Source organism: Cryocola sp. 340MFSha3.1 (assembly GCF_000383315.1).
In the GTDB taxonomy this organism is placed as follows: domain Bacteria; phylum Actinomycetota; class Actinomycetes; order Actinomycetales; family Microbacteriaceae; genus Leifsonia.
Window position 1 is genome coordinate 1755166 of record NZ_KB911087.1, and the last position, 15083, is coordinate 1770248.

Consider the following 15083-nt stretch of genomic DNA (forward strand, 5'->3'; position numbering starts at 1 on the left):
ATGACCGCAGCAGCAGCGACCGAAGACCACGTGCGACGCGCGATCCAGGTGTCCCTCGACGCCCGCGCCCACGGCAACCACCCGTTCGGCGCGATCCTCGTCGCTCCCGACGGCACGATCTCCCTCGAAGCGGAGAACACCGTGGTCACCGAGAACGACATCACCGGCCACGCGGAGACCAATCTGGTGCGGAAGGCGTGGGAGGCCATCCCGCACGCCGAGCTCCCCGGATACACCCTCGTCACCTCGTGCGAGCCGTGCGCCATGTGCAGCGGCGCGATCTACTGGGCCGGGATCGGCACGGTGGTCTACGGCCTCTCCGAGCAGGGGCTGCGCGCCCTCACGGGCGACCACCCCGAGAATCCGACGCTGGACCACCCGTGCCGCCTCATCTTCGCCGACGGGAGCCGCGAGGTCACCGTCCTCGGCCCGGTCCTCGAAGACGAAGCGGCCGATCCGCACCGCGGCTTCTGGCACGACTGAAGGCCGCGATCGCGACACCCCGACGGGCCTGCGGCCGATGTCGGTGGTCGGGCGCACAATCGGGGGCATGAGAACGTTGGAGATTTGCGAACGGTGCGACGGGACCGGGGCCGACCCCGCCCAGCGCAGTGAGGAGATCACCCTCTGCGTCGAGTGCAACGGTGACGGCTGCCACGTCACCTACTACGCCGAGCTCGCGCAGACGGCCTGATCCCGGTCAGCGTCAGGCGGCGGCCTTCGCCGTCGCCAGGTCGTCGAACAGTTCCGTGTTGAAGCGGAAGGCCAGCGACACCTCCCCGATGACGCGGTCGCGCTCCTCCTCGGTCCACTCGACCGCATCCAGCTGCGACCGATAGGTGTCCTTGAACAGCTTCGGCTTGGCGATGTCGGCGAACAGGTAGAACCCGACGCCGTTGGTCTCGAACCCGTACTGCCGCTGAAGCAGGGTGCGGATGATCTGGCCGCCGGACAGATCGCCGAGGTACCGCGTGTAGTGGTGCGCGATGAAGCCGCCCGGCCAGGTGCGCCCGACCTCGCGGATGCGGGCCGTGTACCGCGCTGTCGAGGGCAGGGGCGCGATCCGCTCGCGCCAGTCGTCGCCGAGCAGGAAGGCGAGGTCGGCCTCGATCGCCGGCAGGCGGGTCAGCTTGGGGCTGATGAACAGGGCGGCGACCGGGTCTTCGCGCATCCACACGGCCGCCTCTTCGAGGGCCTCGTAGATGAAGTAGTGCTGCGAGAGCAGCTGGATGTAGTCGTCGCGGCAGCCCCGCCCGCTCATCAGGTCTTGCATGAACCCGGCGCCCTCGCTCTCCTGATGGACACCCCGCGTGCGTTCGCGGAGGGCTTCGGAGAAGGGGATCAGATCAGCCATCGGGTCTCCTGACTTAGGGAAGGCTTGCCTAAGCCTCTCCTACCCGCGCGACTCCCGTCAAGACGGCTGGCCGCTGCTCCGGCGACACACCCGGCGAGCGAAGTAGACCGAGGCACGCGAGGATCAGCACGGCGCCCACGATCCATCCCGCCAGCGCCGACCCGGAGACCAGAATGAGCAGTACACCGCCGGCTCCCGCGGCCGCGGCGCACACCGCACGAACCGGCCCCGCGACGCGCCATCCCATCCCAGCGCCCGCGTCGGACGGCCGGGCCTCGAGCCGCCCGGCGACCGCCGCAATCCCGGCCACCGCCACCCCGGCGGCGGCCAGCCACAGCGGCCGCGTCAGCCACCACCCGGCCGACAGCGGCTGAGGCAGCGACTCGCCGCCCACCACGAGCAGCACACCCGCCAGAAGGACCAGAACGAGCATGTGCCACGAGTACACGGTCATCGCGCGTCGATTCACGGCGGCCACGTACCGGCCGAGGATGCGACCCTCCGCGAGACGCGCGAGACGGGTGCGAAGGAGGGAGAACACGGCGAGCTGACCGACGCCGAGGAGCACGAGGGCTCCCGTCGGCGGGTTCAGGTTGAGGTAGAGGTCGGGAGAGTAGACGCCGACGGCGCACAGCACGGCCAGAGTCCCGAGACCGGCGACCGCCAGCCAGCTCGCTCGACGTGCTGACCAGCCGTCCCGGGGAGCCGTTGCGAGAACGAATCCCAGCTGCTGCACGAGCAGCCATACGAAGAGCAGATTGATCAGGCCAACGGCCGCCACGCCCGTGGATGCGCGCACCACATCCACGGCGACGACCGCGGCACCGAGACCCGCGAGCGCGATCGCGGGCCGACGCCGATGCAGGGCGGCAAGCAAAGGCAGCGCCGCCGTGCACACGACGTAGACGCCGAGGAACCACAGCGGCTGACTGAGCCGGAAACCCGCGGTCGCCACGATGTCCTCCGGCACGCCGGCCAACTGCAACAGGGCCAGCACCACCACGATCGCGAGTACCGCCGCGACCGCCGGCACGAACAGGCGCCGCAGGCGACCGGCAAGCTGGGCGCCGTACCCGACACCGCGCAGGCGCGCGCGCTCCCACTGTAGGAACCCGGAGAACCCGCCGAGCACGAAGAAGAGCGGCATGACCTGGCCGAACCAGGTCAGGATGCCGAACCCGCTCCAGTGCTCCATCGCGTTCTGGAGCAGCGGCCCGTCCGCCGTGACGGAGACGCCGACCATCAGAGCGTGAAGGGCGACGACGACGGTGAGGCACCAGGCGCGGGCCACATCCACTGCGGCGTCACGCCGAGAGGACGGAGCGCGGTCGGGATGCGGACCCGTAGCGGCTCTCGCCCGAGTCGGCAGGGAGTCGGGCGCGAGCGTGGCGGCTGCGAGAGACATCGGACGTTCCTTCCGTCCGGTCGGGGTGACCGGTCGGTACGAGCGTCTCGATGCGGTGTCGGCCGCCGCGTCCCTCCGCGGAGCCAACCCCGGGCACTACCGCGGTAGGGGTGGCGTCAGCGGCCCAGCGCTGCCAGCGCTGCCAGCGCTGTCGCCGCTGTATGTGGCGTTACGGCGCCGGTTCGACGAGCCCGGCATCGAAGGCCAGGATCACGGCCTGCACCCGGTCGCGTAGACCCAGCTTGGTGAAGATGCGGCTCACGTGCGTCTTCACAGTCTGCTCCGCGATGAAGAGCTGCGCCGCGATCTCGGCGTTCGACATCCCCCGCCCGATGAGCACGAGGATCTCGCGCTCGCGCTCGGTCAGGTCGGCGAGCAGGAGAGCGCGGCTGGAGGTGGCCGGCCGCTGGGTCGCGAACCGCTCCAGCAGTCGTTTGGTCACGCGCGGAGCGAGCAACGCCTCCCCGGCCGCGACGACACGGACGGCGTGGACGAGGTCGTCCGGCGGCGCGTCCTTGAGCAGGAACCCGCTCGCACCGGCGGCGAGCGCGTCGTAGACGTACTCGTCCGCGTCGAACGTGGTCAGCACGAGAACGAGCGGTCGATGCGGCTCACCGCGCGACGGATGGACGAGCTCGCGCGTCGCGTCGATGCCGTTCATCCCCGGCATTCGGACGTCCATGAGCACGACGTCCGGTCGCAGCCGGCGCGCCAGTTCGACGCCCTCAGCGCCGTCCGACGCCTGGCCGAGCACGTCGATCCCGTCCTGGGCCGCGAGGATGGCGGCGAAGCCGGCGCGGACCATCGCCTGGTCGTCGACCACGAGCACAGAGATCGTCACGGCGTCCCATTCTTCCCGGCGAGCGGGAGGACCGCACGCACGAGGTACCCGCCGTCGGGTTGGGCGGCGGCGTTCAGCGTGCCACCGAGCAGCTCCGCCCGCTCCCGCATCCCGCGGATGCCGTGCCCTCCGCCGTCGGGAGCAGGCGGCGAGGCGGGGCGACCGGGGGCCGGAGCATTGCGGACCTCGATCGCGAGCGAGTCGTCCACCCGGTCCAGGCGGACCACGGTGGCGGCGTCGGTCGCGTGCCGCGCGACGTTGCTGAGCGACTCCTGCACGATCCGGTAGGCGGCGAGAGAGGTGATGGCGTCCATGCCGCCGGTGTCGACGTCGGTGCCGACGAGCTCCACCCGTCCGCGCCGCGCCGCGTCGGCGACCAGCGCCGGGATGTCCGTCACGCCGGGCTGCGGCGCCGTTTCCACCCCGGCGTCGTCGCTGCGGAGCACCCCGAGCAGTCGCCGCATCTCCCCCATCGCGGTGCGCGCTGTGGCGGCGAGGTCGTCGAACTCGGCGACCGCCTCGTCCGGGAGCGACGGGATGCGGTACTTCGCGCTCGACGCCTGCACCTGGATCGCCGACATCCCGTGCGCCACGATGTCGTGCAGTTCGCGCGCGATGCGCGTCCGCTCCTCCGCGACCTCACGCCGTGCGAGCTCCCCCGCGGAGGTCTGCCGTTCGCGCACCAACTGGCGGCGAACATCCTGCCAGCGTGAGACGAGCAACGCCCCGAGGAGCACAGCTCCGCTGACGGACGCGAACACGATCAGGTCGGCCGTCGCGGCGCCGTCGACTCCGCTCGCCGTGCCGGCAGCAGCGCCGCCCACCACTCCGATGGTCACCGCTCCCGCGACCGCGACGGCCCACGCCACCAGTCCGGGACGCCAGGCGCCCCGCACGACGACGAGGGCGATCGTGGCCGAGAACGCGACGATGGATGGGGCCGACACCGGCCACGGAGCGGACGCCGTCGCGGGTGAGACGACGGCGAAGCCCAGCAGCGAGGCCGCGGCGGCAGCGGCCGCGACGCGCGGCCAGAGCAATGCGCCAACGATGGACGCGCCCTGGAGGAGCGCTAGAAGCAGGGCGAGAGCGACGGGCACGCCGTAGACGGCCGGTCCGATGGAGGCGGCGACCGCGACGATGGCGACGGACGCTGCGGACGCTGCGATCCACAGCACGAGGAGCCACCGGTCGACCCGGGCGGTAGTGGGGAGGCTGTTCGCGGTCATCGGCGTCCTCCCTCCAGTGCGGCGCGTCGCGCTCCGGTCTGCGCAGGTCGGGATGCGACGGCGGCAGGCGACTCGACGCCCGCCCGCGACGCGCGCCGGCGAGCGGAACGCCGTAGGAGCGCATCCACCACGACCCCCGTGCCGACCCCGAGTGCGATGCCGACGACCATCGCGAGGAACGCATTGCCGTGCAGCCACTGGGCCGCGACCACCCCCACTGTAACGGAGTAGAGCGCCCACGAGACGCCCGCGATGACCGACAGCCCGACGAACCGGCGCCACGCCAGGCCGGACGCCCCGGCCACCAGATTGACGGCTACCCGACCGACCGGAACGTATCGCGCCGACAGCACCAGGACCCCGGCGCGGGCGTGGATGCCGCGCCGTGCGCGCTCGACGGCGGCGGCCATGCGTGGCCTCCGCAGCACCCGGAACCGGTCGAGCCCCAACGTCCTCCCGAGCGCGAAGGTGAGGTTGTCGCCCACGATCGCCCCCGCGGCGGCGCATGCCAGCACCAGGGGCAGGTTCGGGACGCCGACGGCGACCGCCGCAGCAGAGGCGCCGATCACGACCGACTCGCTCGGAACGGGTGGGAAGAAGGCGTCCACCAGCACGACCGCGAAGACGACGAGATAGACCCACGGGGATGCGGCCGCTGCCGCGATGAAGTCGTTGATGGCGTCCATGGTCCCGACGATAGGAATCGGAGCGCCCTCCGCGCGTCCCCCGGGAGTACCGGTCCGACCCCTACCGCGGAGGGACTTGTCCCGCCTCGTAGACTGGGAGCAGCTCACTACGGGAAGGACGGACACCATGGCAGACTCCTCGTTCGACGTCGTCAGCAAGGTCGACAAGATGGAGGCGGACAACGCCGTCAACCAGGCCCGCAAAGAGGTGGACCAGCGCTACGACTTCAAGAACGTCGGCGCATCCGTCGAGTGGAGCGGCGAGAAGGTCCTCCTGAAGGCGAACACCGAAGAACGCGTGAAGGCCGTGCTCGAGGTCCTCGAGTCGAAGTTCGTCAAGCGGGGCATCACCCTCAAGTCGCTCGACACCGGCGCGCCGTACGCGTCCGGCAAGGAGTTCCGCATCGAGGTCGGACTCAAGAACGGCATCGAGCAGGATGCGGCCAAGAAGATCAACAAGCTGATCCGCGATGAGGCGCCCAAGAGCGTGAAGTCGCAGATCCAGGGCGACGAGCTGCGGGTCAGCTCCAAGAGCCGCGACGATCTGCAGGCCACCATGGCGCTGCTCAAGAACGCGGACCTCGACGTCGCCCTGCAGTTCGTCAACCTGCGCTGAGGTACCCGCGCATCCACTGCGTGATGGATGCGTATGCCGCCTGGCGCACAGGCGGTCGCGACAGGAACACGTCGTGGAGGGCGTCCTCCAGCCACGACACGGTGACGGTCGGCCCGAGTTGCAGCGCGCGCTGAGCGATGTCGCGGACGACGAGCACCACGTCCGAGGTCAGCATGTCCGGCGTCCAGTGCGGCAGCAGCGTCGACCGTTCGGACAACAGGGTGAGCACGGGTGCGTCGATGTGCAGGCCCGCAGCGACGCGCGCGTGCCCGGCCAGCACGGCCACCAGCCAGGCGGGGTGGACCGGGAAGCCGCGGATGGGGCGCCAGGCCAGGTCGTAGTCCCACTCGCCGTCCATGGTGCGTGACACCGTCCGGCTGTAGAAGCCCAGGTCGACGTTGGGCATCGCCGCTTTCGGGTCGATGCGCGCGTGCAGGTCGATGAGCGGTGTCAGGGCGGCGCGACCCGCCGACCGGGCTTGGAACTCGAGCCAGGGGCTGTTCAGGATGAGCGCATCCGCTCGGCCGGGGTGGCGGTCGGCCCACAGGCTGAGGGTGAGACCGCCGGTCGAGTGGCCCAGCAGGATGAGGCGGCGCGACCGCGGGCGCTGTGGGGCGTCCGCGCCCGGGGTCTCGCCATGACCGATCGCGTCCAGCGCTGCCGCGATGTCCTCGTCGTAGACGGCCAGGTCGTCCACGAACCCCGGGGTCTGCCCCTCGCGGAGACTGCGGCCGTACTTGCGCAGATCGAGCGCGTGGAACCGAGCGCCCTGGCTGTGCCAGAACTCGGCGAGCTCGGTCTGGAAGAAGTAATCCGACCAGCCGTGCACGTACAGGACGTCGGTGTCGGCGGCGGGCCGACGGTGCAGGTGGAGGCGCGGCGGCGGCGAGTATCGCACGAGCGTGGCGACGACGTCGCCCTCCGCGTCCGGTCGCAGCGGAAGCGTCAGCTGCTCGAACGGCTCCCCGAGGATGTCGGGGACCCACTCGCGCGCGTTCGCCATGCCGCCGGGGCGCCTACTCGGCGGCCTGCCCGCTCGCCGGCCCGCTGCCGACAGGCTCCCCGTTGGAGGCCCGCACCATCTCGTCGCGCGGGACGACCTTCACCCGCACCCGGCCGCGCTCGGCGCCGAGAGACTGCTCGTACGCGTCGAGGTTGTGCCAGCCGTCGAGCGTCGTGTACTCCACACCTCGCTCGTGGAGGAGGTTTTCCACAGATTGCTCGTCAGGGTCGGACGGCGACCACCAGTTCCCCTGATCGTTGATGACATGTTTGATCGTCTCCATGGCATCCGATTTGGTGTGACCGATGAGCCCGACGGGCCCGCGTTTGATCCACCCGGTCGCGTAGACCCCGTACATGCGCTCGTTGTCGCCCTTGCGCAGCACCTGGCCCTCGTGGTTCGGGATGACGCCGTGCTTGCGGTCGAACGGGATGCCGGGCAGCGGCGAGCCGAAGTAGCCGACGGCCCGGTAGATCGCGTCGATCTCGAGCTCGCGGATCTCGCCCGTGCCGCGCACGCCGCCCTCGCCGTCGGGCTCGGTCCGCTCCCAACGGAAGGCCCGCACCTGGCCGTTCTCGTCGCCCACCACCTCGAGCGGCTTCGCGTAGAAGTGCAGGTGGAGCCGGCGCGACGCACTGCCGACCTCGCGCTGCCGCCACTGCTGCAGCACGCGGTCGATGACCATCACCTGCTTGTTGCTCGCGATCGCCGCTTTCGACTGCTCGTCGTAGTCGAAATCCTCGTCGTAGAGGATCATGTCCACATCGCGAAGCTCGCCGAGCTCGCGCAGCTCCAGTGGAGTGAACTTCACCTGCGCGGGGCCACGACGGCCGAAGACGTGAACGTCGGTGACGGGCGAGTTCTTGAGCCCCTCGTAGACGTTGTCCGGGATCTCGGTCGGCAGCAGGTCGTCGGCGTGCTTGGCGAGCATGCGGGAGATGTCGAGTGCGACGTTGCCGTTGCCGATGACGGCGACCGACTTCGCGTCGAGCGGCCACGTGCGCGGGACGTCGGGGTGCCCGTCGAACCAGCTGACGAAGTCGGCCGCTCCATACGAACCCCGAAGCTCGATGCCCGGGATCTCGAGGTCGGCGTCGCGCACGGCGCCGGTGGCGAAGATGACGGCGTTGTAGTGGCGCTTGAGGTCGTCGAGCGTGATGTCGCGGCCGTACTGGACGTTGCCGAAGATCCGGATGTCACCGCTGTCGAGCACCTCGCGCAGCGCGGTGATTATGCCCTTGATGCGCGGGTGGTCGGGGGCCACGCCGTAGCGGACGAGGCCGTACGGCGCGGGAAGCTGCTCGAACAGGTCGATCGACACGTCGAAGCCCCGCTCCGCTTTCAGCAGGATGTCGGCGGCGTAGATGCCCGCCGGTCCGGCGCCGACGATGGCCAGTCGCAGTTTGGTCATTCGTTGATTCCTTCTGGGGTTGCTGGTCGCTCAGCTGGAGCGTTCGACGATCGTGTCCGCGAACCGGATCAGAGCCTTCTTCACCGGGCCGTCCGGAAGGGGCTCGAGGGCCTCGACCGCCTCGCGCGCCCAGCGGTGCGCCTCCTCCAGCGTCTGGCGGGTCACCTCGTGCTCACGGAGCGCGGCGATCGCCTCCATCGCGGCGGGCGTGACCTCGCCGTCCTCGGCCGAGCCGATGACGTCGCGCTCCAAACGCTCGAGCAGGGCTGCGGCCTCCGGGTCGGTGGAGGCGCGCTCGCGGAGGCGCAGGACGGGGAGGGTCGCGACGCCGGCACGCAGATCGTTGCCGGGGGTCTTGCCGGTCTCGGCCACCCCCTCCGACGACAGGTCGATGACGTCGTCGATGAGCTGGAAGGCCACGCCGATCTTCTCGCCGAACACCACGACGGGCTGCTCGTACTCCTTCGGAGCGTTCGAGAACAGCACTCCCATCTGGGCGGCGACCGCGATCAGGGAGCCGGTCTTGTCCTCGAGCACTCCGATGTAGTGCTCGATCGGGTCCTCACCCTCCTGGGGTCCGATGGTCTCGTGCAGCTGGCCGAGACACAGCCGCTCGAACGTGTCGGCCTGCAGCTGGATGGCGCGCTCGCCGAGCGCGGAGACCAGCTTGCTGGCGCGGGCGAACAGCAGGTCGCCGGTCAGCACGGCGACGGAGTTGCCCCAGACGAACTGCGCGCTCGGCACGCCGCGGCGCATCTGGGAGTCGTCCATGACGTCGTCGTGGTACAGCGAGGCGAGGTGGGTGATCTCGACGGCCTCGGCCGCCTGGATGACGTCGGCGTTCGTGCCGTCGCCGAGCTGGGCGGCCAGCAGCGTCAGCATGGGGCGGACCCGCTTGCCGCCGGCCTCGAGGAGGTACCGGGCGGTCACGTCGGCGAGGTTGTCCGCGAAGTGCATCTCGCGGTGGAGGCTCTCCTCGACCTGCGCGAGACCGGCGTCGACGGCGTTCGCGAGTTGGCGGTCGTCACCGCGGAGGAAGATCCGCTCGGTGAAGCCGAGCTGGCTGGTCAGCGACGGGCGCCGCACAGCCGGGACACTTCGTGGCACTACTCCCCCTCGGACGGGATGGTGGACGCAGACTCTTCGGAGCCGGCGGTTCCGGCGGATGCCGGACGCGACTCGGAGCCGGCGGAGGTCGAGCGCTTCGGCTTGGGTGCCGCGGGCTTCGGCGTCGTGGGCTTGGCGGCGGCAGACTTCGGAGCAGCAGGCTTCGCGGTTGCGGGCTTCGGAGCGGCGGGCTTCGCGGTTGCGGGCTTCGCAGCAGCGGGCTTCGCAGCAGCGGGCTTCGCAGCAGCGGGCTTCGCAGCAGCGGGCTTCGCCTTCGTCGCAGCGGCCTTCGGCTTCGGAGCGGCCTTGGGCTTCGTCGCGGCAGCCGGCTTCTCGGCCGGCGCCTCGGGCTGCGCATTCACGGCGGGCGTCGCCGCGACCGGCTCCACCGGCGCTGCCTGGCGCTCGGGCTTGAAACCGCGGTGCAGGGCGACGATGCCGGCCGTCAGATTGCGGTACGCGACACGCTCGAAACCGGCCTCGCGCATCCACCCGGCGAGCGCGCGCTGGTCCGGCCACGCCTGGATGGACTCCATGAGGTACTCGTAGGCTGCCGGGTTGGAACTGGCGACGCGCGCCAGCACGGGCATCCCGAACTTGAGATACGCCGAGTAGCCGGCGCGGACGGGAGCGAGCGGCGGCTGGGAGAACTCGCACACCACCACGCGGCCCCCGGGCTTGACCACCCGGAAGAACTCGGCGAGCGCCTTCTTCGGGTCGACGATGTTGCGCAGACCGAACGAGATCGTCACCGCGTCGAAGGTGTCGTCGTCGAACGGGAGGTCCATGGCGTCGGCCTGGACGAAACGGATGAAGGGGTTTCCGGCCTGGCGCTGCCGGCCGACGTCGATCATCCCGGCCGAGAAGTCGGCGGCGACGACGGACGCCCCGTTACGGGCGAGGGAGGCGCTCGACGTCCCCGTCCCGGCCGCGACGTCGAGGATCGTCTCGCCGGCGCGCGGCGCGACCGCACGCGTCGTCGCGACGCGCCACAGGGCCGCATTGCCGACCGACAGGACGTTGTTGGTCCGGTCGTAGCGCGTCGACACCTGGTCGAACATGGCGGCGACCTGGGCGGGCTGCTTGCTGAGGTCGGCCTTACTCACCCCACCAGCTTAGGCTGCGGCGTCAGCGGGTGCATGCCGACGACAGGATGCACGCCGAACGGTCAGCCAGGCGAGGCGCTCCGGCACGACGGCTTGCGACCATCAGAACCGCTGCCCCAGCGCCTTCGCCCGCAGAGCATCGAACTCGCCGCGCGAGATGACGCCCTGGTCGAGAAGCGCTTGCGCCTGCTGGATGTCGGCCGCCGGTGTCGCCGACGCCGTCGGCTTCGACCCCCAGTCGTCGTCCTCCGGCACCTGGGCACGGCGGGCCATGCTCCGCTCCGCCATCCCCCGTCCGCGGGCGATCAGATACACGAGCACCGAGATCAGCGGGAAGAAGATGAAGAAGATCACCCACAGGGCCTTCCACCATCCATTGAGCCCGCTGTCGCGGAATAGGTCGACCAGCACGGTGAACAGGATCATCACGAACGCCACGAACGCGAAGATCCAGAAGACGTACAAGAACGCATTCCAGAAGGTGCCCATCTCAGTCCCCTCTCATCGCGCACAACGTAATGCTGCGTGCCGACCCACGGCTAGACCACATCTGAACGGGCGGGACTACCATGGCGATCCCAGAGATCGCGGAGCGGACGGCCGCCCCACGGGTGAGGAGCGACGGTGTCCCACGACACGTTTTGGATGACGGATCCCTCCGAGCTGCTCCGGGTGCGACCCGGCTTCCGCCTCGCAGACCATCCCACCGACGGCGCCCCCGGCTTCGAGGGCGGCAAGGACGAGGGGAAGGATGCCCTCTCAGCGGGGAAGGACATCCTCGCCGAGCTCCAGGAGAAGCTGTTCGCGTGCGGCAGGGAAGGTGCCCCGCGATCCGTCCTCCTCGTGCTCCAGGCGATGGACACCGCAGGCAAGGGCGGCATCGTCTCGCACGTCATCGGCGCGATGAACCCCGGCGGCGTCCACTACGCGGGCTTCGGCAAGCCGACCCCGGAGGAGCTCTCGCACGACTTCCTCTGGCGCGTCTGGCGCGAGGTGCCGGCCGCCGGCCAGGTCGGCGTCTTCGATCGCTCCCACTACGAGGACGTGCTGATCGGCCGTGTGCGCCAGCTCGCGCCGCCGGAGGAGCTGGAGCGCCGCTACGGCGCGATCACCGGATTCGAGCACGAGCTGGCGGAGTCCGGCACCACCATCGTGAAGGTGATGCTGCACCTCGGGAAGGCCGAGCAGAAGAAGCGCCTGGCCGCCCGGCTCGAGAACCGCGCCAAGCTCTGGAAGTTCAACCCCGCCGACGTCGACGAGCGGCTCCGCTGGGACGACTACCAGGAGGCGTACCAGATCGCTCTGGAGCGCACGAGCACGGCGGAGGCGCCGTGGTTCGTCGTCCCCGCCGACCACAAGTGGTACGCGCGGGTCGCCGTGCAGCAGCTGCTGATCCGCGCGCTCGAGGGGCTGGACCTGGAGTGGCCGATGCCCGACTACGACGTGGAGGAGCAGAAGCGCCGCCTGGCCGACTCCTGATCGCGGGCCGGCCGGTCAGCAGACCTCGCTCAGCCGAACGCCTCCACGATCGGCCGGAACTTCATCGTCGTCTCGGCGAGCTCCCGCTCGGGGTCGGAGTCCGCGACGATGCCCGCCCCCGCATATGCGGTGAGGTCGCCGTCCGGAGTCACCTGTGCGCACCGGAGCGCGATCGCCCACTCGCCGTCGCCGTCCCCGCCGACCCAGCCGACCGGGCCCGCGTAGCGTCCGCGGTCGAACGGCTCCAGTTCGCGGATCAGCTCCAGCGCCTCGCGTCGCGGCGTCCCCGCGACCGCTGCCGTAGGGTGCAGCGCGGCGGCGAGGTCGAGCGAGCTGGATCCGTCGCTCAGCATCCCGGCGATGTCCGTCGCGAGGTGCCACAGGTTGGGGAGCTTGAGCGTGAAGGGCTCGTCGCTCGCTGCCAGGTCTGCACTGTGCGGGCGGAGCGCATCCATCACGCTCGTCACAGCGAAGCGGTGCTCGCCCTGATCTTTGGCGCTGGCCACCAGCTCGGCGGCAGCGGCAGCGTCGAGGGAGGCGTCCGAGCCGCGCGAGATCGTCCCAGCCAGCACGCGTGCCGTCACCGTTCCGTGGTGGACGCGCACCAGCGTCTCCGGGGACGAGCCGACCAGGCCGTCCACCGCGAAGGTCCAGCAGTCCGGATAGCCGAGCGCGAGCTCCACCAGCGCGCGGCGGAGGTCCGACTCGATCGGCAGGTGCCCGCGGAGGTCCCGCGCCAGCACGACCTTCGACAAATCCTGCTCGCGGATGTGCTCGACCGCGGCCGCGACGGCCGAACGGTACCCATCGCCACCCAGTTCGCCGGGGAGGAGGGCCAGCCGGTACTCGTCACCGAACGGGGTCGGGCGCGGCAGCGGAGCCGCCGCCTGAGCGTCGGCGCGACGGATGCGGGTGATCCAGCTGCGGCTGCCGCGGCGGCCGATGATCACCTCGGGCACGATCAGCGTGCTCGTCGCCGTGCTCTCGTCATCGAACGCGAACGTGCCGAACGCCACGAGTCCCGTTCCCGGCGTGCGGACGGCGTCGTCGACCTCCGCGGCGGCCGCGGTGGCCCGCCAGGCGGCAGACGCCTCCTGAATGCGGCCCGGGCCGGTGAAGTCGAGCCGGAGCACCTCCCCGATCGCCGCCATCCCTTCGCCTTTGCGCAACCAGAGCAGGGGTGCGCGGGAGTCGAGGAACGGGATGAGCTGGCGGACGTCGTCGAGCGGTGCGGTCTCGGCCACGAGCACCGTAACGCCCGTATCCCGCCGAGCGGTCGGGGCTGATCTCACCATGCCAGCCTACGCCCGCGATGCTGTGCGCCCGTTGGGGAGCGGATGGGGAGTCGATGGATGCGGCGCGCGGCGCGTCCGGGCGCTCCCCCAGACAAATAGAGCAGGCAATGCGCGCGTTCGACACTCAGTACATCAGCCCGAAGACCGATCCACCTGGATGTAACATCCAACTATGCCCGTGCCCGTGACCGGAGCCGCCAGCCCCCGGCGGCTGATCCGAGACGAAGTCTTCCTGCGCCTGCTCGACGCCATCGTCGACGGCGACCTGCTCCCCGGCGAGCAGCTCTACGACGCCGAGATCGAACGCTGGGTCGGGGTGTCCCGCACCCCCGTCCGTGAGGCGCTCAATCAGCTGGCGGCCATGGGCCTCGTCGAGATCCTGCCCCAGCGACGTACGCGCGTCACGCCGATCGAGTCGCGCCGGCTCCGCGAGCTGCTCACCACCGTCGGTGTGCTCGTCGCCGGCGTCGTGCGCGACGCGACGCCCCTCCTCACCGAGGGCGACCGCGAGACGCTGCGCTCCTTCGCATCCGCCGACGCGTCCGAGGCCGTCCGCACAGGGCTCTCCGCCGACGGCTTCCTCGGCGTCTTCGTCCGCCGCCTCGACAACGCGACCGTCGCGCGCCTGCTCAAGCGACACCTTCCCGAGGTGCAGCGGGCGCTCAACGCCGCTCCCTCCTCCGCACCGCTCGACAAGGCGCTCCCCTCGATCAAGGCCCTGATCGACGCCGCCGTCGCCGGCAAGGCGGACAAAGCAGCACGGGCCGCCGGCGACCTGTTCGACAAGTCGATCGTCTCGATCGCCGACGAGTTCGGCACGCCATCGAAGGAGGCCCGCTGATGCCGCTGCCCGTGAGCGACACCGCACCGGTCGAGCGCCGGCTGCTGCGCGATGTGGTCTACAACCGCTTGTACGAGGGCATCCTCGACGGCACCCTCGAGCCCGGTGAGACCCTCCTCGACGAGAAGCTCACCGCCTGGCTCGGCGTCTCACGCACCCCGATCCGCGAAGCGTTGATGAAGCTCGCCGACATCGGCCTCGTCGAGATGGCCCCCAACCGGTACACCCGTGTCGCCCCGATCGACCTCAAGGCGATCGACGAGGCCATCTACACGACCGGGCTCCTCCACGAGCACGCAGCCCGCGCGAACGTCCCCGAGCTCGAGAACGCCGTCGTCACCCGTCTCGACAAGGCGCAGAAGGAGGTCAAGAAGGCCGCGAAGGCCGGCGACCTCCCCGCTCTCGGCCGCGCCTTCAACGACTTCTTCCTCGAGCTGACGCGCGCGGGCGGAAATGACGTACTGGCCTCGGTCAGCGAGGGCCTCAGCCCGCAGCTGCTCCGTTATATCTCGGTCTGGGAGACGCCGTTCGGGATCGACGACCTCCCGGGTGCGCTGGCCGGCATCCTCGCCGCCGCGAAGGATCGCGACGGCGCGAAGGCCGGGGACCTCGTCAAGGAGCTCTACGCCGGGACCCTCACGCAGTTCCTCGAGGACTACCGCCGCCGCGACGCCGACATCACCAAAACGCCGGTCTTCTGACCCGCGGGC

The 15083-nt window shown here is 70.5% G+C and carries 17 protein-coding genes; 6 read left to right on the forward strand and 11 right to left on the reverse strand.

Annotated elements, in window-relative coordinates:
- Positions 1 to 483, forward strand: a complete 483-nt coding sequence (locus tag H284_RS0108325; protein ID WP_018189434.1) for a nucleoside deaminase — start codon at positions 1 to 3, stop codon at positions 481 to 483.
- Positions 484 to 550: 67 nt separating this feature from the next.
- On the forward strand, positions 551 to 694 hold the full coding sequence (locus tag H284_RS21025; protein ID WP_166645306.1) for a hypothetical protein: 144 nt from the start codon (positions 551 to 553) through the stop codon (positions 692 to 694).
- A 12-nt stretch (positions 695 to 706) separates the two neighbouring features.
- Here H284_RS21025 and H284_RS0108335 read toward each other — a convergent pair whose 3' ends face one another.
- The 5 genes from H284_RS0108335 to H284_RS0108355 form a co-directional block, all read right to left on the reverse strand.
- Entirely contained in the window at positions 707 to 1354 is a 648-nt protein-coding gene (locus tag H284_RS0108335) for a biliverdin-producing heme oxygenase (RefSeq protein ID WP_018189432.1), read from the reverse strand.
- A 28-nt stretch (positions 1355 to 1382) separates the two neighbouring features.
- Positions 1383 to 2759 (reverse strand): acyltransferase family protein, encoded by a 1377-nt coding sequence (locus H284_RS0108340; RefSeq protein ID WP_231371123.1) that lies wholly within the window; start codon positions 2757 to 2759, stop codon positions 1383 to 1385.
- A gap of 169 nt (positions 2760 to 2928) precedes the next feature.
- Positions 2929 to 3600, reverse strand: coding sequence for a response regulator (locus H284_RS0108345; RefSeq protein WP_020075885.1), 672 nt, complete (start codon positions 3598 to 3600; stop codon positions 2929 to 2931).
- Positions 3597 to 4829, reverse strand: coding sequence for a sensor histidine kinase (locus H284_RS0108350; protein WP_020075886.1), 1233 nt, complete (start codon positions 4827 to 4829; stop codon positions 3597 to 3599). Before H284_RS0108350 ends, H284_RS0108345 begins: the two co-directional genes overlap by 4 nt.
- Positions 4826 to 5515, reverse strand: coding sequence for a DedA family protein (locus H284_RS0108355; RefSeq protein ID WP_020075887.1), 690 nt, complete (start codon positions 5513 to 5515; stop codon positions 4826 to 4828). Before H284_RS0108355 ends, H284_RS0108350 begins: the two co-directional genes overlap by 4 nt.
- A gap of 127 nt (positions 5516 to 5642) precedes the next feature.
- On the opposite strand from H284_RS0108355, the gene H284_RS0108360 reads away from it, so the two are divergent.
- A complete protein-coding gene (locus tag H284_RS0108360; RefSeq protein WP_018189427.1) occupies positions 5643 to 6131 on the forward strand; it encodes a YajQ family cyclic di-GMP-binding protein in 489 nt (162 codons plus the stop codon).
- Here H284_RS0108360 and H284_RS0108365 read toward each other — a convergent pair.
- The 5 genes from H284_RS0108365 to H284_RS0108385 all read right to left on the reverse strand — a co-directional run bounded on the left by H284_RS0108365 (position 6118) and on the right by H284_RS0108385 (position 11247).
- The gene (locus H284_RS0108365; protein WP_018189426.1) at positions 6118 to 7134 is read right to left on the reverse strand and encodes an alpha/beta hydrolase; all 1017 of its coding nucleotides are present in this window, start codon (positions 7132 to 7134) and stop codon (positions 6118 to 6120) included. The two genes, H284_RS0108360 and H284_RS0108365, sit on opposite strands and share 14 nt — an antisense overlap.
- A 13-nt stretch (positions 7135 to 7147) precedes the next feature.
- The gene (locus tag H284_RS0108370; RefSeq protein ID WP_020075888.1) at positions 7148 to 8545 is read right to left on the reverse strand and encodes an FAD-dependent oxidoreductase; all 1398 of its coding nucleotides are present in this window, start codon (positions 8543 to 8545) and stop codon (positions 7148 to 7150) included.
- Positions 8546 to 8575: 30 nt separating this feature from the next.
- Entirely contained in the window at positions 8576 to 9631 is a 1056-nt protein-coding gene (locus H284_RS0108375) for a polyprenyl synthetase family protein (RefSeq protein WP_020075889.1), read from the reverse strand.
- Between the two features lie 20 nt (positions 9632 to 9651).
- Positions 9652 to 10758: a bifunctional demethylmenaquinone methyltransferase/2-methoxy-6-polyprenyl-1,4-benzoquinol methylase UbiE gene (ubiE, locus tag H284_RS0108380; RefSeq protein WP_020075890.1), complete on the reverse strand. Its 1107-nt coding sequence runs from the start codon at positions 10756 to 10758 to the stop codon at positions 9652 to 9654.
- Positions 10759 to 10860: 102 nt separating this feature from the next.
- Positions 10861 to 11247, reverse strand: coding sequence for a hypothetical protein (locus tag H284_RS0108385; protein ID WP_020075891.1), 387 nt, complete (start codon positions 11245 to 11247; stop codon positions 10861 to 10863).
- Positions 11248 to 11403: 156 nt separating this feature from the next.
- Between H284_RS0108385 and H284_RS0108390 the strand changes: the two genes are divergently transcribed.
- Positions 11404 to 12237, forward strand: a complete 834-nt coding sequence (locus H284_RS0108390; RefSeq protein ID WP_020075892.1) for a polyphosphate kinase 2 family protein — start codon at positions 11404 to 11406, stop codon at positions 12235 to 12237.
- Between the two features lie 29 nt (positions 12238 to 12266).
- Here H284_RS0108390 and H284_RS0108395 read toward each other — a convergent pair whose 3' ends face one another.
- Positions 12267 to 13487, reverse strand: coding sequence for an isochorismate synthase (locus H284_RS0108395; protein WP_020075893.1), 1221 nt, complete (start codon positions 13485 to 13487; stop codon positions 12267 to 12269).
- 217 nt (positions 13488 to 13704) lie between these two features.
- On the opposite strand from H284_RS0108395, the gene H284_RS0108400 reads away from it, so the two are divergent.
- Both H284_RS0108400 and H284_RS0108405 read left to right on the forward strand, forming a co-directional pair.
- Positions 13705 to 14373: a GntR family transcriptional regulator gene (locus H284_RS0108400; protein ID WP_020075894.1), complete on the forward strand. Its 669-nt coding sequence runs from the start codon at positions 13705 to 13707 to the stop codon at positions 14371 to 14373.
- Positions 14373 to 15074 (forward strand): GntR family transcriptional regulator, encoded by a 702-nt coding sequence (locus H284_RS0108405; RefSeq protein WP_020075895.1) that lies wholly within the window; start codon positions 14373 to 14375, stop codon positions 15072 to 15074. Before H284_RS0108400 ends, H284_RS0108405 begins: the two co-directional genes overlap by 1 nt.
- The last annotated feature ends 9 nt before the right edge of the window (positions 15075 to 15083 follow it).